The sequence below is a fragment of the Amycolatopsis sp. MEPSY49 genome (assembly GCF_051337345.1).
In the GTDB taxonomy this organism is placed as follows: Bacteria; Actinomycetota; Actinomycetes; order Mycobacteriales; family Pseudonocardiaceae; genus Amycolatopsis.
Genome location: NZ_JBDLYJ010000005.1, coordinates 63,561 through 88,310 on the forward strand (window position 1 = coordinate 63,561; position 24,750 = coordinate 88,310).

Annotated in this window: 20 protein-coding genes; 8 read left to right on the forward strand and 12 right to left on the reverse strand. The window is 71.8% G+C overall.

Annotated elements, in window-relative coordinates; all coding sequences use genetic code 11:
* Positions 1-157 precede the first annotated feature (157 nt).
* The 3 genes from ABFJ78_RS23425 to ABFJ78_RS23435 are packed head-to-tail and all read right to left on the reverse strand — an operon-like array spanning position 158 to position 2,954.
* Positions 158-1,351, reverse strand: a complete 1,194-nt coding sequence (locus ABFJ78_RS23425; RefSeq protein WP_436388488.1) for a kynureninase — start codon at positions 1,349-1,351, stop codon at positions 158-160.
* On the reverse strand, positions 1,348-2,142 hold the full coding sequence (locus ABFJ78_RS23430; protein WP_436388489.1) for a tryptophan 2,3-dioxygenase: 795 nt from the start codon (positions 2,140-2,142) through the stop codon (positions 1,348-1,350). Before ABFJ78_RS23430 ends, ABFJ78_RS23425 begins: the two co-directional genes overlap by 4 nt.
* Positions 2,139-2,954, reverse strand: coding sequence for a PaaX family transcriptional regulator (locus ABFJ78_RS23435; protein WP_436388490.1), 816 nt, complete (start codon positions 2,952-2,954; stop codon positions 2,139-2,141). Before ABFJ78_RS23435 ends, ABFJ78_RS23430 begins: the two co-directional genes overlap by 4 nt.
* Before the next feature lie 47 nt (positions 2,955-3,001).
* On the opposite strand from ABFJ78_RS23435, the gene ABFJ78_RS23440 reads away from it, so the two are divergent.
* Genes ABFJ78_RS23440 through ABFJ78_RS23455 form a run of 4 tightly spaced genes read left to right on the forward strand, consistent with a single transcriptional unit; the run spans position 3,002 to position 6,834 of the window.
* Positions 3,002-3,817 (forward strand): creatininase family protein, encoded by an 816-nt coding sequence (locus ABFJ78_RS23440; RefSeq protein ID WP_436388491.1) that lies wholly within the window; start codon positions 3,002-3,004, stop codon positions 3,815-3,817.
* Positions 3,810-5,321: a benzoate-CoA ligase family protein gene (locus tag ABFJ78_RS23445; protein WP_436388492.1), complete on the forward strand. Its 1,512-nt coding sequence runs from the start codon at positions 3,810-3,812 to the stop codon at positions 5,319-5,321. Before ABFJ78_RS23440 ends, ABFJ78_RS23445 begins: the two co-directional genes overlap by 8 nt.
* Entirely contained in the window at positions 5,318-6,010 is a 693-nt protein-coding gene (locus ABFJ78_RS23450; RefSeq protein ID WP_436388493.1) for an SDR family NAD(P)-dependent oxidoreductase, read from the forward strand. The genes ABFJ78_RS23445 and ABFJ78_RS23450 overlap by 4 nt, the downstream gene beginning before the upstream one ends.
* The gene (locus ABFJ78_RS23455) at positions 6,007-6,834 is read left to right on the forward strand and encodes an enoyl-CoA hydratase family protein (protein ID WP_436388494.1); all 828 of its coding nucleotides are present in this window, start codon (positions 6,007-6,009) and stop codon (positions 6,832-6,834) included. Before ABFJ78_RS23450 ends, ABFJ78_RS23455 begins: the two co-directional genes overlap by 4 nt.
* A 5-nt stretch (positions 6,835-6,839) precedes the next feature.
* Here the strand turns inward: ABFJ78_RS23455 and ABFJ78_RS23460 are convergent, their stop codons facing one another.
* The 5 genes from ABFJ78_RS23460 to ABFJ78_RS23480 all read right to left on the reverse strand — a co-directional run bounded on the left by ABFJ78_RS23460 (position 6,840) and on the right by ABFJ78_RS23480 (position 10,654).
* Positions 6,840-7,154, reverse strand: coding sequence for a hypothetical protein (locus ABFJ78_RS23460; RefSeq protein WP_436388495.1), 315 nt, complete (start codon positions 7,152-7,154; stop codon positions 6,840-6,842).
* 116 nt (positions 7,155-7,270) lie between these two features.
* Positions 7,271-8,182, reverse strand: a complete 912-nt coding sequence (locus ABFJ78_RS23465; protein WP_436388496.1) for an SMP-30/gluconolactonase/LRE family protein — start codon at positions 8,180-8,182, stop codon at positions 7,271-7,273.
* 10 nt (positions 8,183-8,192) lie between these two features.
* On the reverse strand, positions 8,193-8,849 hold the full coding sequence (locus ABFJ78_RS23470; protein ID WP_436388497.1) for a histidine phosphatase family protein: 657 nt from the start codon (positions 8,847-8,849) through the stop codon (positions 8,193-8,195).
* The gene (locus tag ABFJ78_RS23475) at positions 8,850-9,905 is read right to left on the reverse strand and encodes a phosphotransferase family protein (protein WP_436388498.1); all 1,056 of its coding nucleotides are present in this window, start codon (positions 9,903-9,905) and stop codon (positions 8,850-8,852) included.
* Positions 9,902-10,654, reverse strand: coding sequence for an SDR family oxidoreductase (locus ABFJ78_RS23480; RefSeq protein WP_436388499.1), 753 nt, complete (start codon positions 10,652-10,654; stop codon positions 9,902-9,904). The genes ABFJ78_RS23475 and ABFJ78_RS23480 overlap by 4 nt, the downstream gene beginning before the upstream one ends.
* Positions 10,655-11,022: 368 nt before the next feature.
* Between ABFJ78_RS23480 and ABFJ78_RS23485 the strand changes: the two genes are divergently transcribed.
* Positions 11,023-11,943: a hypothetical protein gene (locus ABFJ78_RS23485; protein WP_436388500.1), complete on the forward strand. Its 921-nt coding sequence runs from the start codon at positions 11,023-11,025 to the stop codon at positions 11,941-11,943.
* On the opposite strand, the gene ABFJ78_RS23490 is transcribed toward ABFJ78_RS23485, so the two are convergent.
* Positions 11,940-14,870, reverse strand: coding sequence for a helix-turn-helix transcriptional regulator (locus ABFJ78_RS23490; RefSeq protein ID WP_436388501.1), 2,931 nt, complete (start codon positions 14,868-14,870; stop codon positions 11,940-11,942). The two genes, ABFJ78_RS23485 and ABFJ78_RS23490, sit on opposite strands and share 4 nt — an antisense overlap.
* A 76-nt stretch (positions 14,871-14,946) precedes the next feature.
* On the opposite strand from ABFJ78_RS23490, the gene ABFJ78_RS23495 reads away from it, so the two are divergent.
* Positions 14,947-15,237, forward strand: a complete 291-nt coding sequence (locus ABFJ78_RS23495; protein ID WP_436388502.1) for a nuclear transport factor 2 family protein — start codon at positions 14,947-14,949, stop codon at positions 15,235-15,237.
* Here the strand turns inward: ABFJ78_RS23495 and ABFJ78_RS23500 are convergent.
* The gene (locus ABFJ78_RS23500; RefSeq protein ID WP_436388503.1) at positions 15,232-16,866 is read right to left on the reverse strand and encodes an acyl-CoA synthetase; all 1,635 of its coding nucleotides are present in this window, start codon (positions 16,864-16,866) and stop codon (positions 15,232-15,234) included. The two genes, ABFJ78_RS23495 and ABFJ78_RS23500, sit on opposite strands and share 6 nt — an antisense overlap.
* A gap of 140 nt (positions 16,867-17,006) precedes the next feature.
* On the opposite strand from ABFJ78_RS23500, the gene ABFJ78_RS23505 reads away from it, so the two are divergent.
* On the forward strand, positions 17,007-18,695 hold the full coding sequence (locus ABFJ78_RS23505; RefSeq protein ID WP_436388504.1) for a bifunctional 3'-5' exonuclease/DNA polymerase: 1,689 nt from the start codon (positions 17,007-17,009) through the stop codon (positions 18,693-18,695).
* Positions 18,679-18,825, forward strand: coding sequence for a hypothetical protein (locus tag ABFJ78_RS23510; protein ID WP_436388505.1), 147 nt, complete (start codon positions 18,679-18,681; stop codon positions 18,823-18,825). Before ABFJ78_RS23505 ends, ABFJ78_RS23510 begins: the two co-directional genes overlap by 17 nt.
* A 42-nt stretch (positions 18,826-18,867) precedes the next feature.
* Here ABFJ78_RS23510 and ABFJ78_RS23515 read toward each other — a convergent pair whose 3' ends face one another.
* Positions 18,868-20,631: a sialidase family protein gene (locus ABFJ78_RS23515; RefSeq protein ID WP_436388506.1), complete on the reverse strand. Its 1,764-nt coding sequence runs from the start codon at positions 20,629-20,631 to the stop codon at positions 18,868-18,870.
* 99 nt (positions 20,632-20,730) lie between these two features.
* Complete coding sequence (hrpA, locus tag ABFJ78_RS23520) at positions 20,731-24,615, reverse strand: ATP-dependent RNA helicase HrpA (RefSeq protein WP_436388507.1); 3,885 nt, start codon at positions 24,613-24,615, stop codon at positions 20,731-20,733.
* Between the last annotated feature and the right edge of the window lie 135 nt (positions 24,616-24,750).

Here is a 24,750-nt window from a genome sequence, read left to right on the forward strand (position 1 = left end):
TCCTTTGTCTCCCGCGCCCGGTTCGTGGCCGGGACGCGCTTCACGTGGTTGATGGGAGCCCGGCGCGCGGAGGTCGTCCGCCCGCTGGGTGCCCGGCACCAACCTAGATCCCCGGTGATCGCCGGACCAGTGGAGGTCCCGCGATACGGACGGGTAATCAGCCGGCGATCACCTTGCCGAGGGTGCGCATCGCCGTCTCGAGCTGGACGTCCGACAGGTACGGCGCCGGACCGAAGCGCAGGTACTGGCCCCGGCTGTCGGTGCGGACGCCCTCGGCGGCCAGCGCCGCCTGCAGCCCGGACGCGTCGGCGCAGCGCAGCGAGAGGAACCCGCCGAGGCGGTCCAGCTCCACCGAACGGTCCCGCGTGACGACGTCCTCGGGCAGCCCGAGTGAGTCGAACACCGACGCGAGCAGGCCCACCTGGTGCTGCGAAACCTCGCGCAGGAACTCCGGCGTGAGGCCCTGCTCGGCGAAGAACCGCTGGACCCGGACGCCGCGGTAGTGGCTGGCCGGGTCGTAGGTCGCGCCGGCGAACCGGTCGCCGCCGGTCGCGTAGGGCACCGCGCCCGGGTGGCGCTCGTCGGCGAGCGCGCCGAACTCGGCGTACCAGCCGGTGATCACCGGGCGCAGCTCCTGGGCGTGCGCGGGCAGCCGCAGGAAGCAGTTGCCCTCGCCGAGCTGCAGGTACTTGTAGCCGCCGCCGAGCACCCAGGCGTTGGTGAGCCCGAGGTCGTGCAGCGCGAACGGCACGACGCCGAGCGCGTGGTAGGCGTCGACGACGAGCTCGATCGACCGGCCGCGGCACGAGTCGGCGAGGTGCGCCAGCCCGGGGACCAGCCTCGACGTCTCGAAGAGCACCGCCGACACGAGCACGGCGGCGGTGTCGTCGTTCACTTCGGCCGCGACGCGCTCGGCGAGCGTGGTCACCGGGTCGAGCGGCACGCGCACGACCTCGACGCCCTCCTCCTCGAGCCGGGCGAGCTGGCGGCGCAGCGTGTGGAACTCGCCGTCGGTGGTGACCAGGCGCGGTCTTCGCGGCAGCTCCATCGCCGAGAGGAACCGCAGCACGAGATCGTGCGTGCTGGCGCCCAGCGCGTACTCGCCGTGCGGGTCGCCGAGCAGCAGCCGGAAACCCGCGCGCAGCTCGTCGGCCTTCGCGAACGCGCGCCCCCACTTCTCGTCGACGTCGCGGGCGGCGTCCGCGAAGGACTCCCGCAACCCCTCCTCGGCGACGTCCGGCCACGCCTGGTGCGAGTGCCCGGACAGCAGCAGGCGCTCGGCGACGCCGAAGCGGGAGTAGTGCGGGGCGAGCGCGTTGTCGTCCGCGCGCAGGTCGTCCAAAGTGGTCACAGTCGGCTCCGTACGGCCCAGAGATCCGGGAACATCGGCTGGAAGAGCGTGGTACGCAGGTAGGTCGCGCCGGATGATCCTCCCGTCCCGGTCTTGTCGCCGATGGTGCGTTCGACCATCTTCACGTGCCGGTAGCGCCACTCCTGCATCCCTTCGTCGAGATCCACCAGACATTCCGCGACGACCGAGGGTCCCCCGTCGTCGCTGTACACGTCCAGCAATATCGCCTGCAGGGCCGGGGACGGCTCCACCGGTCGAGTGACGTCTCGGTCACACTCCACGGAATAGCCAGAAGCCTTGAGGTACGCGAGAAAAGAGTCGAACAAGGACGGTCGCGCCATCGCGTCGGCAATGCGTTTCCGCTGCTCGCCGCCCTCGGGGTAGTGCGCGAAGACGCGCTCGTCACGCCGGCCGAGCACGGCTTCCAGCTCGCGGAACTGGGCCGACTGGAAGCCACTCGAAGCGTCCAAACGGGCGCGAAAACTCGTGAACTGGCTGGGGGTCATGGTTTCCAGCACGTCGATCTGCGCGACGGCGACCTTGAGGATCGTCAGGATCCGCCGCAGGACGCGGATCGAGTGCGCGGTGTTGCCCGCGACGAGGTTCTCCTGGAGGAACTCGGCCTCGTGCAGGATCTGCTTGAACCACAGCTCGTACACCTGGTGGATCACGATGAACAGCAGCTCGTCGTGCTCGTCCGACCGCGTCCGCTGCGCGTTCAGCACCTCGTCCAGCGCGAGGTACGAGGTGTAGCTCAGGGCTTCTTGCGTGGCTTGGCTGGGTTCGGTCATCCTCGGGTCACCTCGTCGAAATGGCGCTGAGCGGCCGGAGCCAGCGCGGTGTACAGATCGTGGAACAGCTCGACCGCGGCGGCTCGCCGATCCGGTGCGGGCACCAGGTCGGCGGGCAGTTCCGGGTCGAGCGACGGGAACGCGCGGAAGGTGTGCACCAGGCGCGCGTGCACCTCGAACGCCTCGGCGTCCGGGATCTCCTTGCCCGGATACCCGCCGAACTGGCCGACGAACGCCGTGTAGCGCGCGGCGAGGTCGTCGAGGTCCCAGGCCCGGCCGGCGAAGCGGCGGACGTCCAGCGCGGCCGACGGGCGGCCGAGCAGCAGGCCGGCGTGCTCGGTGACGTCCAGCTCGCCGAGCAGGGCGACGACCTCGGCCTCGCGGTCGTGCGGGGCGATCCAGGTGCCGTCCTGGTACGGCCCGAACCCGAGGAACCGCAGCCGCCGGACCAGGCGTTCCCTGGCTTGGCGGCGGCTCTCCGGGATGCTCTGCCAGAGCACGGTCCACTCGCCGGCGGCGCGCTCGCGGCGGCCGAGGGAGAAGATCCGGTGGTCGCCGTCCACGAGCAGGGCGATGGTGCGGCGGGTCAGCGAGTAGTGCACGGTGCGGCCCTCGCGGTGGCGCTGGAGCAGGCCGCGGCGCACCAGGCGGGTCAGCGCGATGCGGGCCGCGCCGTCGGAGAAACCCAGCTCGGCGAGCACCGCGACCAGGCCGCCCGACCACACCCGCCGGGTCTCGCGCGGGCGCACGTAGCTGCCCAGCAACGTCACGACCAGCTCCTGCGGGCTGGCATCGAAGGCGTCTCCGGGCATGCGGCAACTCTATACACCCCAGGCCGCTGCGGTGTAGCTTGATTTGCGTGACGTACTTCGCGGACCTCAGCTCGCGGCAGGTCGCTTCGCTGGTGGCCGACAGCTCTTCGGGGGGTCCGGGTGGCGGAGCCCCCGGCTCGGGGCGAAGCCCCGGAAGTCGCAGCGACCGCGTGCCGGTGCTGCTGCTCCCGCTGGGCGCGATCGAGCCGCACGGGCCGCACGCGCCACTGGGCACCGACCCGCTGATCTCGCGCGGGATGTGCGAGCGCGCGGCCGACCGGCTGGCCGCCGACGAGGACGTCCACGTCCTGGTGCTGCCCGAGGTGCCCTACGGCGTGACGCGGTTCGCGGCCGGGTTCGCCGGCGGCGTCCACATCGGCGAGGAGACGCTGCACTCGCTGCTCGTCGACATCGGGTCCGCGCTGATCGGCCAGCGGCTCCGGCGGATCCTGCTGGTCAACAACCACTTCGAGCCCGCGCACCTGGTCACGCTGCGGCGCGCGGCCGAGACGCTCAACTTCGCCTACGACGGCCGCGTCGCGCTGCTCGACCTGGTCCGGCGGCGGCACGCGGAACGGCTGACCGACGAGTTCAAGTCCGGCGAGTGCCACGCGGGGCGCTACGAGACGTCGCTCGTGCTCGCCGACCGGCCCGAGTTGGTCGACCAGCCGTTGATGCGGACTTTGCCGCACGTGCCGGTCAGTCTGGCTTCCGCTCCTGAGGACGGCGGCTTCCTCGCGATGGGCATGTCCGACGCGTACTGCGGGGCGCCCGCCGAGGCGACCGCTTCCGAGGGCGAAGAGACGTTCTCGACGTTGACCGACCTGCTGGTGGAAGCGATCCGGGAGCTGGCCCGTGAGTGAGCCGTTCAACCTCGCCACGCACTTCCTCGACCGGCACGTGGCTTCCGGCCGCGGCTCACGAGTCGCGCTGTTCGTCGGGGACCGGTCGGTGACGTACGCCGAACTGGCGCGGCTGGCCAACCGCGTCGGCAACGTGCTCCTGGACGCCGGTGTCCGAAGAGGACAGCGCGTGCTCCTGGCGTTGAGCGACGGCGACGAGTTCGTCGCGGCCTGGTACGGCGCGCAGAAGATCGGCGCGGTCACCGCCGAGGTCTACCCGTTCCTGCAGCCGAAGGACTACGAGTACTACCTCGGCTACACCGAGGCCGTCGCGGTGATCGCGGACGCCGTCACACTGCCCGCGCTGCGCACGGCGGGCGCTACCGGGCTGCTGGTTACCGGCGTACCCGAAAGCGAGCTGCGGCCGGGCGAACGTCCGTTCCGATCCCTTGTGGACGCCGCGCCGGACACCCTCGAAGCCGCTCCGACCACTGTGGACGACGTCGGGATCTGGAAGTTCACCACCGGCAGCACCGGCGCGCCCAAGGCGTGCGTGCACCCCCTGCGCAGCCCGATCGAGAGCTTCGAGCGGTACGCCGTCCAGGTGCTGGGGCTGCGGGAGGACGACCGTGTTCTCGCCGTGCCCAAGTTGTTCTTCGGGTACGCGCGCGATCTGGTGGCGCTGTTCCCGTTCGGCGTCGGCGCCGCGGGGATCGCGTTCCCCGAGCGCAGCACGGCGGACCTGATGTTCGGGCTGATCGCCCGCTACCGGCCGACGGTGCTGGTCAACGTGCCGACCATGATGAGCGCGATGGTCGCGCACCCGGCCGCGGCCGAGCAGGACCTGAGCTGCCTGCGGATGACGACGTCCGCCGGCGAGGCACTGCCGTCGGAGCTGCACCGCAGGTGGGACGCGGCCTTCGGGGTGCCGGTGGTGGACGGGATCGGCTCGTCGGAGGCGTACCACATCTACCTGTCGAACCGGCCGGGTGCGGCGCGGATCGGGACGCTCGGCACGCCCGTGCCCGGCTACACCGCCGAGGTCGTCGACGAGGCCGGGAACCCGTTGCCGGACGGCGAAATCGGGCCGTTGCGGGTCACCGGGCCGACGATCGCGCTGGAGTACCACGGCGACGCGGAGAAGTCCGCGAAGACGTTCGACGGCGACACGCTGACGTCGAGCGACCTGTTCAGCCGATCCGACGGGTTCTTCCGCCACCACGGGCGCGCCGACGCGCTGCTCAAGGTCGGCGGCGTGTTCGTGGCGCCCGGCGAGATCGAGGACTGCCTGCTCGGGCACCCCGCGGTCGTGGACTGCGCGGTGGTCGGCCAGGAGGTCGACGGCCTCGTCGTGCCGCGCGCGTACGTCGTGGTGCGCGCCCCGGTGACCGCGGACGAGCTGAAGGACCACGCGAAAGCCCACCTGGCCAAGCACAAGTACCCCCGCGAAGTGGTGTTCATGACGGAACTTCCCCGTACCGCCAACGGAAAGCTCGACCGGCGCGCGCTGGCGGGCCGGCCGTGAGCCGGCTGGTCGTCGTCACCGGCGGCACCCGCGGGATCGGCGCGGCGATCGCGGCCCGGTTCGCCGAGGCGGGCGACAAGGTGCTCGCGCCCGGCCGCGCCGAGTGCGACGTCACCGACGAGGACGCCGTCGCGGCCTACTTCGCTGCGGCGGGACCGGTGGACGTGCTGGTGAACAACGCCGGAATCTCTTCCAGCGCACCGCTTTCGAAGACTTCGCTCGCCGACTGGCGGTCCCAGATCGACGTCAACGCGACCGGTGCTTTCCTGTGCACGCGGGCGGTTCTGCCGGGGATGCGCTCGCGGGACCGCGGCCGGATCGTCACGGTGGCGTCGACGGCGTCGCACGTCGGCTACCGCTACACGGCCGGGTACACGGCGTCGAAGCACGCGGCGGTCGGGCTGATGCGGGCGGTGGCGGCGGAGCTGGCCGGCACCGGCGTCACGGCGAACGCGGTGTGCCCGGCGTTCGTGCGTACCGACATGACGGCTGGTTCGGTGGCGCGGATTCAGGAGCGCACCGGACGTTCCGTCGATGATGCCGAGTCGGCTTTGGCGGCGGCGTCCCCGCTCGGCCGGCTGCTGGAACCCGCGGAGGTGGCGTTCGCCGTCTCCTTCCTGGCGGCCCCGGAAGCCGCCGCGATCAACGGCCAGACCCTCGTACTCGACGGCGGAGGAATCCAGTCATGAGCCCGTTCCGCGCTACCGCACCGCTGACGAAGGAGTGGGAGCACTTCGAGTTCACTGTGGACGACGGCGTGGCGACCGTGACGTTCACCCGGCCGGACAAGCTGAACGCGCTGACGTTCGACGTCTACGCCGACCTGCGCGACCTGGTGCTGGAGCTGCCGCAGCACGAGGACGTCCGGGTGCTGGTGATCACCGGGCAGGGCCGCGGGTTCTGCTCCGGCGGCGACGTCGAGGAGATCATCGGCGAGCTGCAGAAGTTCGAGACGGCGCGGCTGCTGGAGTTCACGCGCATGACGGGCGCGGTGGTGAAGGCGCTGCGCGAGTGCCCGCTGCCGGTGATCGCGGCGGTCAACGGCGTGGCGGCGGGCGCGGGTTCGGTGATCGCGCTGGCGAGCGACTTCCGGTTGCTGGCGGAGTCGGCGAAGTTCGCGTTCCTGTTCACGAAGGTGGGCTTGGCGGGGGCGGACATGGGCTCGGCGTATCTCTTGCCGCGGCTGGTGGGGTTGGGACGCGCCACGGAACTGTTGATGCTGGGCGACAAGATCACCGCCGCGCGGGCTTCCGAAATCGGCTTGGCTTCCCAAGTCGTTCCCGACGCCGAGCTGCCGTCGGTCGCGTCGGCGCTGGCCCGCCGCTTGGCGGACGGCCCGGCCCTGGCCTACTCGACGACGAAGGTGCTGCTGACCCGCGAGCTGGACATGGATCTGGGCAGCGCGATCGAACTGGAGGCGATGACCCAGGCGCTGCTGATGACGGCGAAGGACCACAAGGAGTTCTACGCGGCGTGGACCGCCGGGCGCGAACCCCGCTGGACCGGCCGCTGACCCGCTCAGGAGCGTGTGCCGTCCTCGGCCCGCCGGGCCTTCGCGCGTTTGATGCGGGCCAGCTTGACCAGGGTGTAACCGATCCCGAACGGAACCAGGATCAACGAGTAGCGGGCGATTTCGCCGGGGGCGGCCCCGTCGTACTTCACCGCCATCCACCACGCGGTCAAGCCGAACAGCACCGCGGCGAGCAGTACGGCCCACACCCGGTGCTCGGCCGCCCAGTCGTCGAACTCTTCCTCGCCTTTGTCGTCGTGCTTGATCACGCCACCCGCGCGCAACCGCTCCACGGCGTTCCGGCCGAGCCGGCTCCCCGCCACGGATCGTCACCTGCCTTCCGGTAGCCCACCCAGTTCGCTCCGGCTCCGGAAGGTTGCCCGCGACGGCAGCGCCCCAAACCCCGACGCCTCGAGGCACCACGTCGCCAAGTGCCGGGTCAGCCGCTGGTGACCGCGATCGCGTTCTCCTCCAGCGAGCCGAAGTACAGCTTCCCCTGCCACTCCCGCACCCCGACGAGCATGTGGAACCCGTCGATCTCCCCGCGGAGCTCCCGCACCACCTTGCCGTCGGCCGCCACGCCCAGGACGCCCACCTCGCGGCCCGGCCGAGGCTGCAACGACGTCGGCAGCCGACGAACGCCCGCCCGCGCGAAGGCCGGCAGGCGGCGGACCACGTCCAGCGCCGCCACGCGCGGGGACGCCTGCGTGATCCAGATCAGGCCGTCCGAGCCAGTCGCGATGTTGTCCGGGAAACCCCACAGGTTCTCGACCAGCGGGTCCACCTGACCGTCCGGAAGCCGGACGCGGGACACGCTGAACGCGCCCGTCTCCGCCACCGCCACGAACGACTCGTCCGGGGCCAGCGCCACGCCGTTGGCGAACTGCAGGCCGTCCACGAGCAGGTCGATGGCGCCGTCCGGGGTGCGGCGAAGCAACCGGCCGCCGCCGGTCTGCTCGATCAGGTCGTCGCGCCAGTTGTCGATGCCGAACCGGCGCGACGAGTCCGTGAAGTACACCGTCCCGTCCGACGCCACCGCCGCGTTGTTGCAGAACACGAAGTCCAGCCCCAGCGCCGAAGTCGCCAGGACCGCAGGGGTGCCGCCGGCGAGCGGGACCACCAGCAGCCCGGCCCGCGCGTCGCAGACCAGCAGCTCGTCCTCGCCGTACAGCTCCAGCCCCAGCGGGCGGCCGCCCGTGTCGGCGATGACGTCGATGTGCCGCCCGTCGGGCGACACGCGCAGGATCCGGCCGTCGTCGACGCCCGTGTAGATCCGGCCCTCGCCGTCGACCACGACGTCCTCCGGGCCGTGCCCGTTGACCGGGATGACCGTGACCTCGCCGAACCGCATCGGGTGCCTCCTACCGGTAGGTGAGCAGCGAAGCCGCGTCGGCCTCGAAGTGCGGGTGCTCGTTGAACGACAACATGGTCACGCCGCCGCGGCCGGACACCAGCTTCGTGATGCCGCCGTTGACCGTGACGCGGTTGAGCTTCAGCAGCCCGGCCTCCGGGGTGCCCATCAGCAGCCCGCAGATCGTGGCGATCACGCCGCCGGAGGTGAACACGACCGCGTGCTCGCCCTTCCCGAGCGACGCCACCAAATCCTCCAGGGCGGACCGGCAGCGGGCGAGGAACGCCGGCCACGTCTCGGCGCACGGCCCGTCCGCGCCCGCCGACGTCCACGCCGTCAGCGCCGCGTCCAGGACTCCTTGGTACGACCGGGAATCCTCTTGCGGGGCACCCCCGGCGTGGTGCAGCGCGATGTCGACGTGGTCGTACTCGTTCCAGCGCGGGTCCTCGACGACCGGGACGTCGGTCCCGAGCACCTTCAGCGCCGTCGCCGCGGTGTCCCGCTGCCGCGCCAGCGTCCCCGAACGGATCTGGCTGAAGGAGACGTTGCGCCGCAGCAGTTCCGCACCGACCACAGTGGACTGTTCGAAGCCGCGCGGCGAGAGCGCGTCGTAGTCGGACGCGCCGAAGGACGCTTGTCCGTGCCGGACCAGGTAGATCGCGCCCACTCAGGCACTTCCCTTCGCGATGATTTCCCGGCACCGCCAGTCGAGGTACCCGACGAACTGCCAGAAGTCCTTGAACGCCGGGTTCCGGGTGGCGCCGTCGCGGTAGCGGCGGTACAGCTGCTGCAGCACCGCCGCGAGCCGGAACAGGCCGTAGACCTCGTAGAACCGCCAGTCCCCGATCGCCAGCCCGGTCTTCTCCGCGTACCGCGCGACGAACTCCTCGCGGGTGAACATCCCCGGCAGGTGCGTCGGCTGGCGGCGGCCGGCCTTCATGACGTCGTCGTCATCGGCCTGGACCCAGTAGGCGAGCATGCTGCCCAGCTCCATCAGCGGGTCGCCGAGGGTGGCCATCTCCCAGTCGAGCACGCCGGTGATGTTCAGCGTCGACGGCCCGTCCAGCACGAGGTTGTCGAGCCGGTAGTCGTTGTGGATCAGGCAGATCTTCACCTCGCCGGGCTGGTTCGCGGCCAGCCACGCGCGGACCTCGGCGAAGTCGCCGACGTTGTCCGTGCGCGCCGCGACGTACCGGTCCGACCAGCCGCGGATCTGCCGCTCGACGTACCCGGCGCCCTTGCCGAGGTCGGCCAGCCCGGCCGCCTCGACGTCGACGGCATGCAGGTCGACCAGCCGGTCGACGACCTTGCCGGACAGCCCGCGCGCCTGGTCCGGGGTCAGCGTCATGCCCTCGGGCAGGTCGCCCCGCAGGATCAGGCCGTCGAGCTTCTCCATGACGTAGAAGTCGCCGCCGAGCACGCTCTCGTCGTCGCCGAACGCCAGCATCCGCGGCACGTACGGGAACACCGGCTTCAGCGCGTGCTGCACGCGGTACTCGCGCCGCATGTCGTGCGCCGACGCCGCCTTGTGCCCGGCCGGCGGGCGGCGCAGGATCAGCTCGCGGTCCGGGTAGGTCAGCAGGTACGTCAGGTTCGACGCGCCACCGGGGAACTGCCGGACCCGCGGCGGCTCGGCGCCGAGGCCTTCGACGCGTGTGGCCAGCCAGGCGTGCACCGCGGCGGCGTCGAAGGCGTCCTCCTCGCGGACCTCGACGGTGGTCATGCGAACTTCCGCAGGATCGACGCCGGCACGACGCGCATGGCGACGCTCAGCGGCACCCACGGCCACGCCGGGACGTAGGCGCGGCGCGGTTCGGCCTCGATCGCCTTGACCAGCGCGCGGGCGCCGCTCTCGGCCTTGGCCAGCAGCGGGTTCCGGCCGATCCGGTCGTTCATCTCCGACTCGATGTAGCCGGGCCGGACGTCGGTGACGGCGATGCCCTTGCGCTTGAGCTCCAGGCGGGTGCCGTCGACGAACGCCGAGATCCCGGCCTTCGAAGCGGCGTAGGCGGTGAGGTTGCCGGGCAGGCCGCGGATCGCGCTGAACGACGAGACGACGGCGAGGTGCCCGGCGCCCTGCTCGCGGAAGATCCCGACGGCGGCCTCGATCTGGGCGGCGGCCGCGACGAAGTTGACCTCGAGGGTCTGCCGGTTGGCGTCGAACCGGCCCTTGCCGACCGGCTGGCCCTTGCCGAGCCCGGCGTTCACGATCACCCGGTCGAGCGACCCCAGCTCGGCGCGGAACTCCTCGAAGACCGTGAAGACGCTGTCGTGGTCGGTGACGTCCAGCTTGCGCGTGACGACCTTGATCCCGGGGTGCGCCGCGGTCAGCTCCCGGGAGAGCGTTTCCAGGCGGTCGGTGCGGCGCGCGCACAACGCCAGGTTGCGCCCCTTCGCCGCGAACTGGCGGGCCATGCCCTCGCCCAACCCGCTGCTGGCGCCGGTGATCAGGATGTTTTGCCGGACCGTCATGCCCGGGATGCTACCCGGAAGTAATAAGACCGGTGGCCCGGCGCTGGGGGCGTCGCCGGGCCACCGGTCATCGCGCGGCCACCCCGGCCGGTCGCACAACGCGGCCGGGTGAGCCGGAGCCGTTCGTCCACGGCTGCGGCCCGCACCCGGATGGGCCGTGAGGGGGAGGCGGGGCCACCGGCGCGGGCAAGTCATACAAGCGCGTCCGCCCAGGCCGGGGCAATGGTTCACAGTTGCCAGTACTAGCCCGTTCGCCCGAGCGGCGGCGCGGCTCCCGGCCACCGGCCGCCTCGGCCACGGGGCTGGCGGACACTGCTAACGTGCACCGTGTCGGGGATCGTCGGGGGACGTTACGGGGCGGGTCGGCCATGGCGGGCAGCACGGCGGGCGGTCAGCAGGGTGAGCGCACCGCGTTCGCCTCCCACCTGCGCGCGGCCATCGCGACGAGCGGGCTCTCGCTCGACCGGATCCAGGCGCGGCTGCGCGCCCGCGGCGTCGTCGTCAGCGTCACCGCCCTCAGCTATTGGCAGTCCGGCAAGCGCCAGCCCGAGCGGCAGAGCTCGCTCTCGGCCGTCCGCACGCTGGAAGAAATCCTCGACATCCCCGCCGGCTCCCTGCTCGGGCTGCTGCCCCCGCCCCGCCCCCGCGGCGGCGCGGGAAAGCGCCACGCGGGCGGCGAGCCCCTGACGTTCCCGCGCGAGGTCCTGCAGCCGCTGCTGGACAAGGTCGGCGCGCCGGACGCGCTGGAGCGCCAGCACCCGCTGAAGCTGGTGGGGCTGCACGACCTGTGCGAGATCGCCGCGGACGGCGGGCAGCGCGCGGTCACCGCGCGGGCGGTGTTCCAGGCGGGCGCGGACGGCCAGGACCGCTGGCTGCTGGTGTACACCCAGGACGACCCGGCGGCGGGCCCGCCGGACCTGCACGCGGTGCGCAACTGCCGGATCGGGCGCGCCGAGGTCGACGTCACGCACGGGCTGATCGTCGCCGAACTGGTCTTCGACCGGCCGATCGACCGCGGCGAGACGCACCTGATCGAGTACACGCTGACCAACGGCGGGCCGCCGTACCCGGAGTGCCGCAACACGTACTACCGCGAGTTCCGCCGCCCGGTGCGCGAGTACCTGCTGGAGGTCCGGTTCGCCATGGGCACGGCCCCGGAGCGCTGCTGGCAGTACGCCCGCAACGGCACGACGAACACCCGCCGCCCCCTCAAGCTAGACGGCGGCGACGGCGTGCACGCGGTCGCGTTGGACTTCGGCCCGGGCGTCTTCGGCATCGACTGGGACTAAGACGCCAGGTGCGCGGCCGCCGCCGTCGCCAGCTCCGTGCGGTTCGCGATGCCCAGCTTGGCGTACACGTGCGCGAGGTGGGTCTTCACCGTGCCGCGGCTCATGAACAGCTTCGCGCCGATCTCCGGGTTCGTGCACCCCTCGGCCGCGAGCTTGACGACCTCCAGCTCGGTCGGCGTCAGGCTGCCCCAGCCGCTCGACGGGCGGCCGCGCGCGCCACGGGTCCGGCGGACGAACGCCACCACGTCGTCGAGGCTCATCGGCTCGTCCTCGGTCGTGAACCCGAGGTCGGCCTGCTCCGGCCGCCGCGGGAAGCCCAGTTCCGCACGAGCGCGAGAACACGAGACGAACACCCGCGCCGCGTCGGCCTCGCGGCCGGTCCGGGCGAAGAGCGCCGTCAGCGCGTCCAAGCTGTCGAGAACACCCAGGCGGAGGCCGTGGTCGAGGCGCACGGACAGGGCCTCGTGGTGCAGCTCGGCGGCCTGCTCCGGCTCGGCCAGGTACCCCTGCTGGTCCAGCGCGTCGGCCAGCGCCGACCGCAGGCCCCAGCGCCGGGTCAGCTCGACGGCGGTGGCGAGCACGGTCGCGGCTTCCTCGGTCCGGCCCAGCGCGCGCAGCACGGCCCCGCGTTCGGCGAGGCCCTGCGAAGCCATGTACGTCCCGGGAATGGCCTCACGGGCGAACCACCGCTCAGCTTCTTCGAACGAGCCGCGACGCCGGTGCAGCTCGCCCATCACCCCCGCCATGCCGGGCACGAAGACGTCACCCGCGGTCTCGACGAGCCGCAGGAACGGCTCCATCACGCGGAACCCCGCGTCGACCTCGCCGGCCAGGGAGTGCACCAGCGCCAGCCGGCACAGCGTCGTGTTGACGCGGTGGAAGTCCCCGAGCGGCGCGGCGACCTCGACGGCGTGCTCAGCGAGCTCCCTTGCCCGCGGCAGGTCCGCCGACGCGAGCGCGCTCGCCGACTGGGCACTGAGGACCGTCGACGCGAGGCCGCGGTCGCCCCGGCGAAGCAGTCCTTCGGCCGCCTCGGCGAGCAACGGCCCGGCTTCGTCGTGGCGGTCCCGCGCGTGGAGGATGATCCCGCGCAGCATCAACGCGCTGTCACGGGCGAAACCGTCGGTTCCCGCGGCCTTCTCGGCTTCGAGGGCGACGTCCCAAGCGGCGTCGAAGTCCGTGTACAGGTGGCCGAGCGCGGTCAGCGTCAGGCACCGCGCGCGCAGGCTCGCTTCGCCGAGTTCGGTGGCGATCTCCAGGCCCAGCCGCGCGGCTTCGAGGTCGAACGGCGCCGTCGTGTCCGCGACCAGGCCCATCCCGGTGAGCAGCCGGGCCTGCAACGTCGACCGCTCGTCCGGGCACCGGGCGACCGCGCGCTTCAGGTGAGCCAGCCCCTCGTGGCCGCGGCCGCGCAGGTTCCACAGCCACGCGACGGCGGCGGCGAGCCGGCGTCCGCGCGTGGGATCTTCCTGGGCCAGCCCCCATTCCAGGGCCGCCCGCAGGTTGTCGCGCTCGGGTTCCATCCGGGCGCGCCAGGCGTCCTTGTCGCGGTCGAGGTCGGGTTCGGCGGCTTCGGCGAGCGCGAGGAAGTGGTCGAGGTGACGGTCGCGGACGGCGTCCGTCTCCCCCGCCTCGGCCAGCCGGGCCGCCGCGTACTCGCGAATGGTCTCCAGCATCCGGTAGCGGCCGTTTTCGGCCAGTACCAAGGACTTGTCGACGAGCCAGCCGAGCACGGCCGGGCCGTCCACCGCGTCGAGGGTGAACCCGCCGGCGAAGACGGCGAGCCGGCGGAACACCGCGCGGTCCTCGTCGTCGAGCTGGTCGTGGCTCCACGCGATCGACGCTTCCAGCGTCTGCTGCCGCGCCGGCACTCCGCGCGGGCCGCGGGTGAGGAGCGCGAAGCGGTCGTCGAGGCCGGCGTCGATCTGGTTCGGGGTAAGGGTTCCGAGCCACGCGGCGGCGAGCTCGACGGCCAGCGGGATGCCGTCGAGCCGGGTGCACACCGACCGGACGGCGGCCGCGCTGGAGGTGTCCAGAGTGAACAGCGGCCGGACCGCGCCCGCCCGTTCGACGAACAACGCGACGGCCTCCTCGACGGCCAGCGGCGGCACCCGCCACACCGTCTCCCCCGGCACGCCGACGGGTTCGCGGCTGGTCGCCAGCAGCGCGACCTCGGGGCAGGACCGGAGCAGTTCGACGGCGAGGTCCGCGACGCCGTCGAGGACGTGCTCGCAGTTGTCGAGGCAGAGCAGGACGCGCCGGCCGCGCAGGTGGGTCACCACCGATCGGACGGCGCCGACGTGCGGCTCGACGGGCACCCCGAGTGTCGCGGCGACCAGCTCGGCGACTTCGGCGGGCTCGGTGTCGAGTTCGACCCACCACACCCCGTCGGGCCAGCGCCCGGCACCGGCGGCGGCGACCTGCGCCGCCAGCCGGGTCTTGCCGCTGCCACCGGTCCCGGCCAGCGTGACGAGCTGTCCCCCGGCAAGCCGCCGCTCGAGCTCGGCGGCTTCGGTTCCGCGGCCGACGAAGCCGGTCAGCTGCACCGGGAGGTTGTTCGGAGTCGTGTCGAGCGAGCGCAGCGGGCCGGGGCTGCCGCCGAGCTGGAAGATCCGCTCGGGCCCGGTCAGATCGGGCAGCCGGTGGACGCCGAGGTCGTGCAGTGGCTCGCCCGGCAGTCCGGCGGCGGCGCGCGCGGAGACGAGCGTGCGGCCGTCGGCCAGCTCGCGCAGCAGCCGGCAGCGCCGGACGGCGGGACCGGTGGGGGTGCCGTCGTCGCGGAGCAGCACGTCGCCGGTGTGGAGCGCGGCAGGTCCGCCGGTCAAGGTCGCGAGCGCCTCTTCGGGCGTCGCGAAAACAGCCGGCGGTTCGTCGCCGGCGCACAGGATCGTGACCGTGCCCGCGGGCACCAGGTTCGTCTCGCTCATCGCCCGGCCAGTCTGCCAGCGAATCTCGGCCAGGTGGCAGATGTCCGCGACCCCGCCGGCTGCGACCTTCGGACCCGTGAACACGTTCGAAGAGCTGCTGGCCCGCTGGCGCGACGCCGAAACCCGCGGCGACGGCGCTGCGTCGTTGCTGGCCGCCGACTTCCGCGGTGACGGCCCCGACGGGCTGGTGCTCGACCGCGACCACTGGCCCGGCCGGGCGCCGGCGGCGGCCTTCCGGTGGACCCGGCTGGCGGTGACCGCCGCCGTCGGTGTCGCGACCGGGCGGCGCGACGGTGCCGCCTGCACCGTCGTCGCCGCGTGCCGGGACGGACGCTGGCTGATCGTCAACGTCCAGCGCGGGTCATGACAGCTTGTTGCGCAGGACCTTCCCGGTCGCGTTGCGGGGCAGCTCGTCCAGGAACTCGACGTCACGGGGCACCTTGTACCGCGCCAGGTTCGCCTTGACGTACTCGCGGACGCCGTCGACGTCGAGCTTCGAGTCTTCCGTGCGCACCACGAACGCCTTGAGCCGCTGGCCGAACTCCGGGTCCTCGACGCCGATCACCGCCGCTTCCAGGACGTCCTCGCGCTCGACCAGGAGGTTCTCCACCTCGATCGGGAACACGTTCTCGCCGCCGGAGACGATCATCTCGTCGTCGCGGCCGTCGATGAAGAGGAGGCCGTCGTCGTCGAAGTGGCCGACGTCGCCGCTGGAGAGCAGGCCGTCGATGATCTCCTTGTGGCGGCCGTCGGTGTAGCCGCCGAAGCTGAGGCCGCTGCCCACGAACACCCGGCCGGTGACGTTCGGCTCGGTGATCTTGACGCCCTTTTCGTCGTAGAGCGCCACCTTGCAGCCGACCGGTGCGCGGCCGACCGTGCCCGGCGCCTTCGCCCAGTCCTCCGGCGTCGCGACCGTCGCCACCGCGACCTCGGTCGAGCCGTACAGGTTGTGCACGACCGGGCCGAACGCCTCGTTCGCGCGGTTGCCGAGGTCCGGCGACAGCGCGGAGCCCGCGACGAAGATGATCCGCAGCGACGACGTGTCGTACTTCTCGCGGACGTCCTTCGGCAGGTCGACGATGCGCTGCAGCATGGTCGGCACCAGTACGAGCGCGGTGCACTTGTGCTCGGCGACGCCGCGCAGCGCCTCTTCCGGCGTGAACTTGCGCCGCATGACGACCTTCGAACCGAGCGCGAAGGAGAGGATGAACTGCGACAGGCCGGTGCCGTGGAACAAGGGCGCGCCCATGTAGGTGGCCTCGTTGGACCGCAGCGGGATCCGGTCGAGGAACTGCGCCGACGCCAGCGCCGAGGTGTGCGGCCGCGGCGCGCCCTTCGGCGTGCCGGTGGTGCCGCTGGTGAGCAGCACGAACCCGCCCGGCTTGGCCGGCGCGGGCCACGGCCGGTCGTCGGTGCTGGCGATGATCTCCGACAGCACCGGCGTGTCCCGGTCGGCGAGGTCGCTGTCCGGGTCGACCCAGGCCAGGTAGCGGTCGACGCCGTCGGGGATCGCGTCGAGCAGGTTCGTGAACTCCTGGTCGTACACCAGCGCGGTGACGCCTTCGCGCTTGGCGACGTCGGCCAGCTGCGGTTTGGCGAACCCGGTGTTCATCAGCAGCAGGCGGACGCCGAGCTTGCCCGACGCGGCCATCGTGAGCACCAGGCCGCGGTGGTCGCGGCAGAGCGCGGCGACGACCTGGCCCGGCTGGATCCCGCGCTCGGACCAGGCCCTGGCCAGCGCGTTCGACTGGTCGTCGAGCTGCTTGTAGGTCAGCGGGCCGAGCTCGTCGACGATGCCGACGGCGGTCGGGTCGCGGCGCGCGGAGATGTGGTTCGCGCCGGCGAACGGCCCGAACTTGCGGAGCGCGACCAGCGACCGGACCCCCTCGTCGAGCCGCGGGAAGGGTACGAGTCCCGCCCGCCGCATCACGTCGACGCTGCGGGCCGTCTCGGCCACCTTGTCCGCCACCTGCGTGGCGAGCTCGACCAGGCTCATCCAGGCACCTCCGTTGCTGCGGGAACGAGCCCATGCCGACGGCGGGCGTACCGGCGGTATGGGGGCTACTGGAGAGTAAACCAACCGCGCCGCGAGCGCACGGCCCGGTTTTTGTCGGTGGTGGCCGTCATGATGTCTTCGTGCAGGTGATCGCCGGGCGGGAGGAGGACGGGAGCTTCACCGTGCGGTCGCCGTCGTCGACGGAGAACGGCCTGGACGAGGCGGGTTTCGCGGCGGTGGCGCGGGAGCTCGAGGCGTCGGTGCGGCCGCGCTGGGTGTTCCCGTCGGTGGAGGGCGTGTACCCGGTGCTCGTGGCGGCCGGGCTGCGGGTCGAACGCTGTTACGACCTCGCGCTGGCCGAGGGGCTGCTGCTGGCGTACGAGGGCGCCGACGGGCAGTCGCGGAGCCTCCGCGCGGCCTGGGCCAGGGCGAACGGCGAGGAACCGCCGCCCGACGCGGCAGATGTGGAGCTGGCGCAGCCGACGTTGTTCGACACCCGGGCGCCGACTCTGCCCGACGGAGTGACGGTCGTCACGGCGGTCCGGCGCGTGCTCGCGGAACAGGAGCGGCGGGTGGCCGCGGCCGAGCACCCGGACCGGCTGCGGGTGCTGCTCGCGGCGGAGTCGGCGAGCGCGCTGGCCGCGGCGGAGATGTCGGCCGACGGCCTGCCGTGGCGCGCCGACCTGCACGAGGAACTGCTGACGTCCCGGCTGGGGCCGCGGGTCCGCCCCGGCGAGCGGCCGAAGGTGCTGGTCGAGCTGGCGGCGAAGATCAGCGAGGCGTTCGGCGGCCGGCCGGTCAACCCGGACTCGCCGCCGAGCGTGGTCCGGGCGCTGGCCCGGGCGGGCATCGAGGTGCCGGCGGCGCGGAAGTACCTGCTTCGCGGGATCGACCACCCCGCGGTCGGGCCGTTGCTGGAGTACAAGGAGCTGTCCCGGCTGTACGCGGCGAACGGCTGGGCGTGGCTCGACGAGTGGGTGCACGACGGCCGGTTCCGTCCGCACTACGTAGTCGGCGGCGTGGTGTCCGGCCGCTGGGCGAGCCGCGGCGGCGGCGCGCTGCAGATCCCGAAGGTGCTGCGCACGTGCGTCCGCGCGGACCCGGGCTGGAAGCTGGTGGTGGCGGACGCGGCCCAGCTGGAGCCGAGGGTGCTGACGGCACTGTCGGGCGACCGGCGGCTGGCCGACGTCGCGGCGGCGACGGACCTGTACGCGCGCTTGGGCGAGGCGTTGTTCTCGGGCGCCCGCTGGGTCCCGGCCGCGGACGACGACCGCGACGACCGGGCGCGGGCGAAGATCGCGATGCTCTCGGCGATGTACGGCGGGACGTCCGGCGAAGCGGGGCCGTTGCTGGGGTTGCTGCGCCAGCGGTTCCCGGACGCGGTGTCCTATGTGGAGCGTGCGGCCCAGGCGGGCGAACGCGGCGAACGGGTCCGGTCGCGGCTGGGCCGGACGTCACCCGCACCATCGGCGGCTTGGCGGGCATTGACCGGCGGGTTGGCGTCGGACGAGGCGGGTGAGCTGAAGGCCCGCCGGGCGTCACGGGGCTGGGGGCGGTTCACACGCAACTTCGTCGTCCAGGCGAGCGCGGCGGACATGACGGCGGTGATGCTGGCGACGTTGCGCCGCCGCTTGCCCGCGCCGGCGCACTTGGTGTTCTTCCAGCACGACGAGGTCATCGTGCACACGCCGGCCGACCTGGCCGAGGAGGTGTCGGCGGCGATCACGGACTCGGTGACGGAAGCGGCGAGAATGCTCTTCGGCCCGGCGTGCCCGGTGCGGTTCCCGATGCAGGTAGCGGTGGTCGACACCTATGCCGACGCGAAGTAACTTCACCGCCGCTTCGATCAAGCTGGGGCGCCGGGTGTTCGGCAGTGTCGGCGGCCAGGCCGCGACTTTCTCCGCCTTCGCCGGAATGGTCTCCGCGTGCGCGGCGACCGTGACGCTGATCGCCAAATGAGAGCCGTGCCGGTCCCGTCGGAGACCGGCACGGCCCAGCCACCTACGGGAACATCGGCAGCGTCTGCGTTCCGACGTCCTGGTTGGGCAACGTCCGGCCCGGGTTGCCGCGGAAGTCGGTCCAGGACGGGTGCAGCCGGAAGTCCGTGCCCACCGCCGCGGCCGTGTAGTCGCCGATGAACACCCCCTGCAGCTCCTTGCCCGTCACCGCTCCCGTTCCGACGAACTGGACCTGCGGGTTCGCCGTCTGCGTGGTGATCCTGCGCGGCGGGGACAAGCGGTCGCCCCAGCCCGTCGCGTACGCGTAGTCCAGCCCGATGCCGCGCGGGTCGTACGCGCGCGTGTAGAACGTCACCGCTACCCGCCCCGCCAGGGCCGCGACCGCCGGGAACACCTCGTCCGCGCCCGTGCCGATCTTCGCCGGCTTCGACCAGCCGTGGCGGCCGTCGGAACCGCTCAGGAACGCGTCGCCGTTCGTCTTGACCGACTCGCCGTCGCGGTACGTTCCGTTGCGGTCGTCGGCCCATGTCACCCAGAGCCGGTCGGTCACGCGGTCGTACGTCAGCTGCGGGAAGCTGTTGACGCGGAAGTTCTCGCCGGTCAGCGCGTTGTTGGCGACGTCATCGTCGACCGGGAAGTCGAAGTCGAGCGCCACCTCGGTGTGCCGGAAGGTCCGGCCGCCGTCGCGTGAGGTCGCCACCACCACCGCGTCGTGGTCGGCCGGCTGGTCGCACGCCGCCGTCGCGCACACCGATGTCTCGTACGCGACCTGGAGCGTGCCGTCGCGGGTGACCACCGGGTTCGAGCCGCTGCCGTACGGCGTGATCCCGCCGTGGAACCCGGTCAGCGACGGCGAAATCCGGCGCATCGGCGACCACGTCCGCCCGAAGTCGCCCGACTTCGACAGCACGATCGGCGACTCGGTGAACTCGCCGTCTGCGCCGTAGGTGAACTGCGTCCAGGTCACGTAGACGTCGCCGGACACGGGGTCGGCGGCGATCCACTCCTTGTCGTTGAAGATGTTCGTCGGGGTCGGCGTGCCGGCCGGCGTGACGCCGTCGAGGTGCAGGATCGCCGGGTCCCCGAAGCTGCGGCCGCCGTCGTGGGACACCGACACGGCGATGCCGCTGGCGAGCTGCTGGTCTTCGGGCACCTCCGCCCGGCTGAACAGGAGCGTGGCGTAGTAGACGGTGTTGTGCGGACCGAACGCGACCGCCGGATCACCGGCGGCGTCCATATAGGACAGCGGCGCGGCGGCGCCGGTCGGGAAGTTCAGGTGCGGCAGCTGGACGTTCGCCCAGGTGCGGCCGCCGTCGAACGAGGTGTAGGCGAAGCCGCCGGAGTCGTTGCGGGCCTCGCGGGTGTTGTAGAGGCGGTAGTCGTTCGACCCGGCGACGATGTTGCGCGGGTTCTCCGGGTTGACGGCGATGGTCGTCTCGTTCTGGGCGGTGCTGCAGCCGGTCTGGCTGCCGGTGGGCACGATCGTGTCGCCGTCGATGACGTCGGTGTTCGGCGCGAGCGGCCGGTACGGGTTCGGCTTCCCGAGGTAGGTCTGGCAGAGCGCGGACAGCGCGGGGTCGTCGCCGTCCTCCTCTTCCTCCTCGGCGAACCGCTCCTTGAGCAGCGGGTTGGGCACGTCGTGCCGCGGCTGTTCGGCCAGCCGCGCGATCTTGTGCTTGCCGTGCGCGGGATCCACGGGCAGCGGCGAGCCCGCGGCGTGCGCGACGGGCGTCAGGGCGAGCGGTAGGAGAAGCGCGGTGCAGACGGCGAAGATTCTTCGCCTGGCGGACGAAACACCCAAGGACATCGGAAAGTCCTTTCCCAGGAAGGTCTCCAGCCGACCCAGGCTTGACCCGCGAAGAGGCGCGGTCAACCGACGGAAGTGGGAAGCCGGACATTCCCGGCGTCACGCCAGGGCGTCGTCCAGCGCTTTCGTGATCCGCTTCAGCGACACCGGATGCGCCGTGCCGAGCGTCTGCGCGAAGAACGAAACCCGCAGCTCCTCGATCATCCACCGCACCTCACGCAACGCCGGTGACGACGTTCCCGGCGGCAGCGAAGCCAGCGCGTCCGAGTACTCGCGCGTGATCCACGCGATGTCCGCCGTCCGCTGGAGGTCGCGCGTCGGCTCCTGGGTCAGCTTCTCCAGCCGTCGCGAAATTCCCTGCAGGTACCGCACCACGTGACGCAGTCGCGAAGCACCCGTCTCCGTCACGAAGCCCGGATACACCAGCGAAGACAACTGAGCCCGGATGTCCGCCAGGGACTCCGCCGGGCCGCGCGAGGACGACAACTGCACCTCGACGTCGTTCGCCGCGCGGAGGATCTTCTCCACGTCCGTCAGCACCGCCAGCACCTCCGGGTGCAGGCCCGCCCGCACGCGTTCCAGCAGCACCTTGAAGCCGGTCTCGTCGAACACCGGGCCGCCGCCCGCGGCCATCAGGGCGTCCACCGCGCAGTCGACGCAGTCCTCGAGCAGCGCCGCCACGCTGCCGTGCGGATTCCGGTTCAGCACCAGCTTCGAGGAGTTCGACAGCGACCGGGTGATGAACTTCATCGGCGAGTTCAGGTTCAGCCGCAGCATCCGCCGCGTGCCCGCCCACATCGCGTGCTCCTGCTGGCCCGGCGTGTCCAGCAGCCGCACGGCCACCGACGCGCCTTCGTCCACCAGCGCCGGGTACGCCTTGACGTCGTGGCCGCGCTGCGTCGATTCGAACACCTTCGGCAGCGAACCGAACGACGGTTTCGTCAGCCCGGCCTGCTCGAGGCTGTTGGCCGCCTTGGAGATCGTGGCCCGGACCTTCGGGGCCAGCCGGCGCTGCAGCTCCTCGATGTCCTTGCCCTCGGCGACGCGCTTGCCGCGCTCGTCCACGACCCGGAACGTCATCTTCAGGTGCTCCGGCACCGCGGAAAGGTCCCAGTCCGCGTAGGGAACCGTGATCCCGCGCAGCGCCCGCAGCTCGCGGCCGACGACCTCCAGCAGCGGACCGTCCGAAGGCGACACTCGCGAAAGGACTTCCCGGGCCGTGTCCGGCGCCGGGACGAAGTTGCGCCGCAACGCCTTCGGCAGCGACTTGATCAGCTGCGTCACCAGTTCCGCGCGCAGGCCCGGCACCTGCCAGTCGAAGCCGTCCGGCGTCACCTGGTTCAGCACCGGCAGCGGGACGTGCACGGTGACGCCGTCGGCGTCCGCGCCCGGCTCGAACTGGTAGGTCAGCGTGAAGACCTGCGTGCCCTGCGTCCACGAGTCCGGGTAGTCGCCCTCGCGGACGCCGCCCGCGGTCTCGTTGATGAGCATGGACTTCTCGAACGACAGCAGGTCCGGCTGCTCGTGCCGCGCCTTCTTCCACCAGCTGTCGAAGTGGCGCACCGAAACGACGTCGGCCGGGACGCGGGCGTCGTAGAACTCGTACAGCGTCTGGTCGTCGACGAGGATGTCGCGCCGCCGCGCCCGGTTCTCGAGGTCCTCGACTTCTTCCAGCAGCGCCCGGTTTTCGGCGAAGAAGTGGTGGCGCGTCTGCCAATCGCCCTCGACGAGCGCGTGCCGGATGAACAGCGCCCGCGACAGCTCCGGGTCGATCCGGCCGTAGTTGACGCGGCGGTCGGCGATCAGCGGTACGCCGTAGAGCGTCACCCGCTCGGTCGCCATCACCGCGCCCTGCTTGCGTTCCCAGTGCGGCTCGGAATAGTTGCGCTTGACGACGTGCTGCGCGAGCGGTTCGACCCACTCGGGCTCGATGCGCGCGTTGACCCGCGCCCAGAGCCGGGAGGTCTCGACCAGTTCGGCCGACATCACCCAGCGCGGCTGCTTCTTGAACAGCGCCGAGCCCGGGAAGACACCGAACCGTGCGCCGCGCGCACCCAGGTAGTCGCCCTTCGCCGGGTCCTTGAGCCCGATGTGCGACAAGAGCCCGGCGATCAGCGAAGTGTGCACGCGCTGCGGGTCGACCGGGGTCGTGTTCGTGTTCAGCGAGATGCCGAGCGGCTTGGCCAGCTGGCGCAGCTGGCTGAAGATGTCCTGCCATTCGCGCAGCCGCAGGTAGTTCAGGTACTCGGTGCGGCACATGCGCCGGAACTGGTTGCCGGACAACGCCTTCTGCTGCTCGGCGACGTACTCCCAGAGGTTGAGGTAGGCGAGGAAGTCCGACGTCGGGTCGGCGAACCGCGCGTGCTGGGCGTCGGCCGCCTGCTGCTTCTCCGCCGGCCGCTCGCGCGGGTCCTGGATGGACAGTGCCGCCGCGATGATCATGACCTCGCGGACGCAGCCGTTCTTCGCGGCCTCCAGCACCATCCGGCCCATCCGCGGGTCGACGGGCAGCTGCGCGAGCTTGCGGCCGATGTCGGTGAGGGTGCGGTCGGAACCGGTGCTCGAAAACGCGCCGAGTTCCTGCAGCAGCCCGATGCCGTCGGTGACCTGACGGCGGTCCGGCGGCTCGACGAACGGGAACGCCGCGATGTCGCCGAGGCCGAGCGAGGTCATCTGCAGGATGACCGACGCGAGGTTGGTCCGCAGGATCTCCGGGTCGGTGAACTCGGGCCGGCTGTCGAAGTCCTCTTCGGAGTAGAGCCGGATGCAGATGCCGTCGGACGTCCGGCCGCAGCGGCCCTTGCGCTGGTTCGCCGACGCCTGCGACACGGGCTCGATCGGCAGCCGCTGCACCTTGGTGCGGTGGCTGTAGCGCGAAATGCGCGCGGTGCCCGGGTCGACGACGTACTTGATGCCCGGCACGGTCAGCGACGTCTCGGCGACGTTCGTCGCGAGCACGACCCGGCGTCCGGTGTGGGACTGGAAGATGCGGTGCTGCTCGGCCGCCGACAGCCGCGCGTACAGCGGCAGCACCTCGGTGTTGCGCAGGTTCGCCCGGTTCAGCACGTCGGCGGTGTCGCGGATCTCGCGTTCGCCGGAGAGGAACACGAGGATGTCGCCGGGGCCTTCGGCGCACAGCTCCTCGACGGCCTCGAGGATGCCCTGGGTCTGGTCGCGCTCGTCGTCGCCGTCGGGGTCGTCCGGGTCGACCAGCGGCCGGTAGCGCGTCTCGACCGGGTACGTCCGGCCCGAGACCTCGACGATCGGCGCGTCGTCGAAGTGCTTCGAGAACCGCTCGGGGTCGATCGTGGCCGAGGTGATGATGACCTTGAGGTCGGGGCGGCGCGGCAGCAGCTGCTTGAGGTAGCCGAGGATGAAGTCGATGTTGAGGCTGCGCTCGTGGGCCTCGTCGATGATGAGGGTGTCGTACTGGCGCAGCGAGCGGTCGGTCTGGATCTCGGCCAGCAGGATGCCGTCGGTCATCAGCTTGACCAGCGTGTCCTGCCCGGACTGGTCGGTGAACCGCACCTTGTACCCGACGGCGTCGCCGAGCTCGGTCTTCAGCTCGCTCGCGATCCGGTCGGCGACCGTGCGCGCGGCGAGCCGGCGCGGCTGGGTGTGCCCGATCTGGCCGCGGATTCCGCGGCCGAGCTCGAGGCAGATCTTGGGCAGCTGGGTGGTCTTGCCCGAGCCGGTCTCCCCCGCGACGATCACGACCTGGTGCTTGCCGATGGCGGCCGCGATCTCGTCCTTGAGCCTGCTGACCGGCAGCTCTTCGGGGTATTCGATCTTGGGGACGCTCTCCCGGCGCGACTGGATCCGCAGCTCCGCCTTGTCGACGTCGGCGGCGATCCGCGCCAGGGCGGCATCGCGGTCGCGAGCCTTGCGGGCACCGTCGAGCCGCCGGCGCAGCCGGTGCTCGTCGCGCGGCATCAGCTCGGGCAGTCGCGCACGCAGCGCTTCGAAGGGGGATGGCGTGGACATTCTCGGTCCAAGGATAGCCGTGCGTGACGACGCGGGCCTCCCAATATCCCCGCCGCGTGACGGGGCCCACCCGGCAAGCGCCCCAAGGCGGCCTTGGTTGCTCCACCCATGCCCCCGCCGCCACCCTCAACGGAG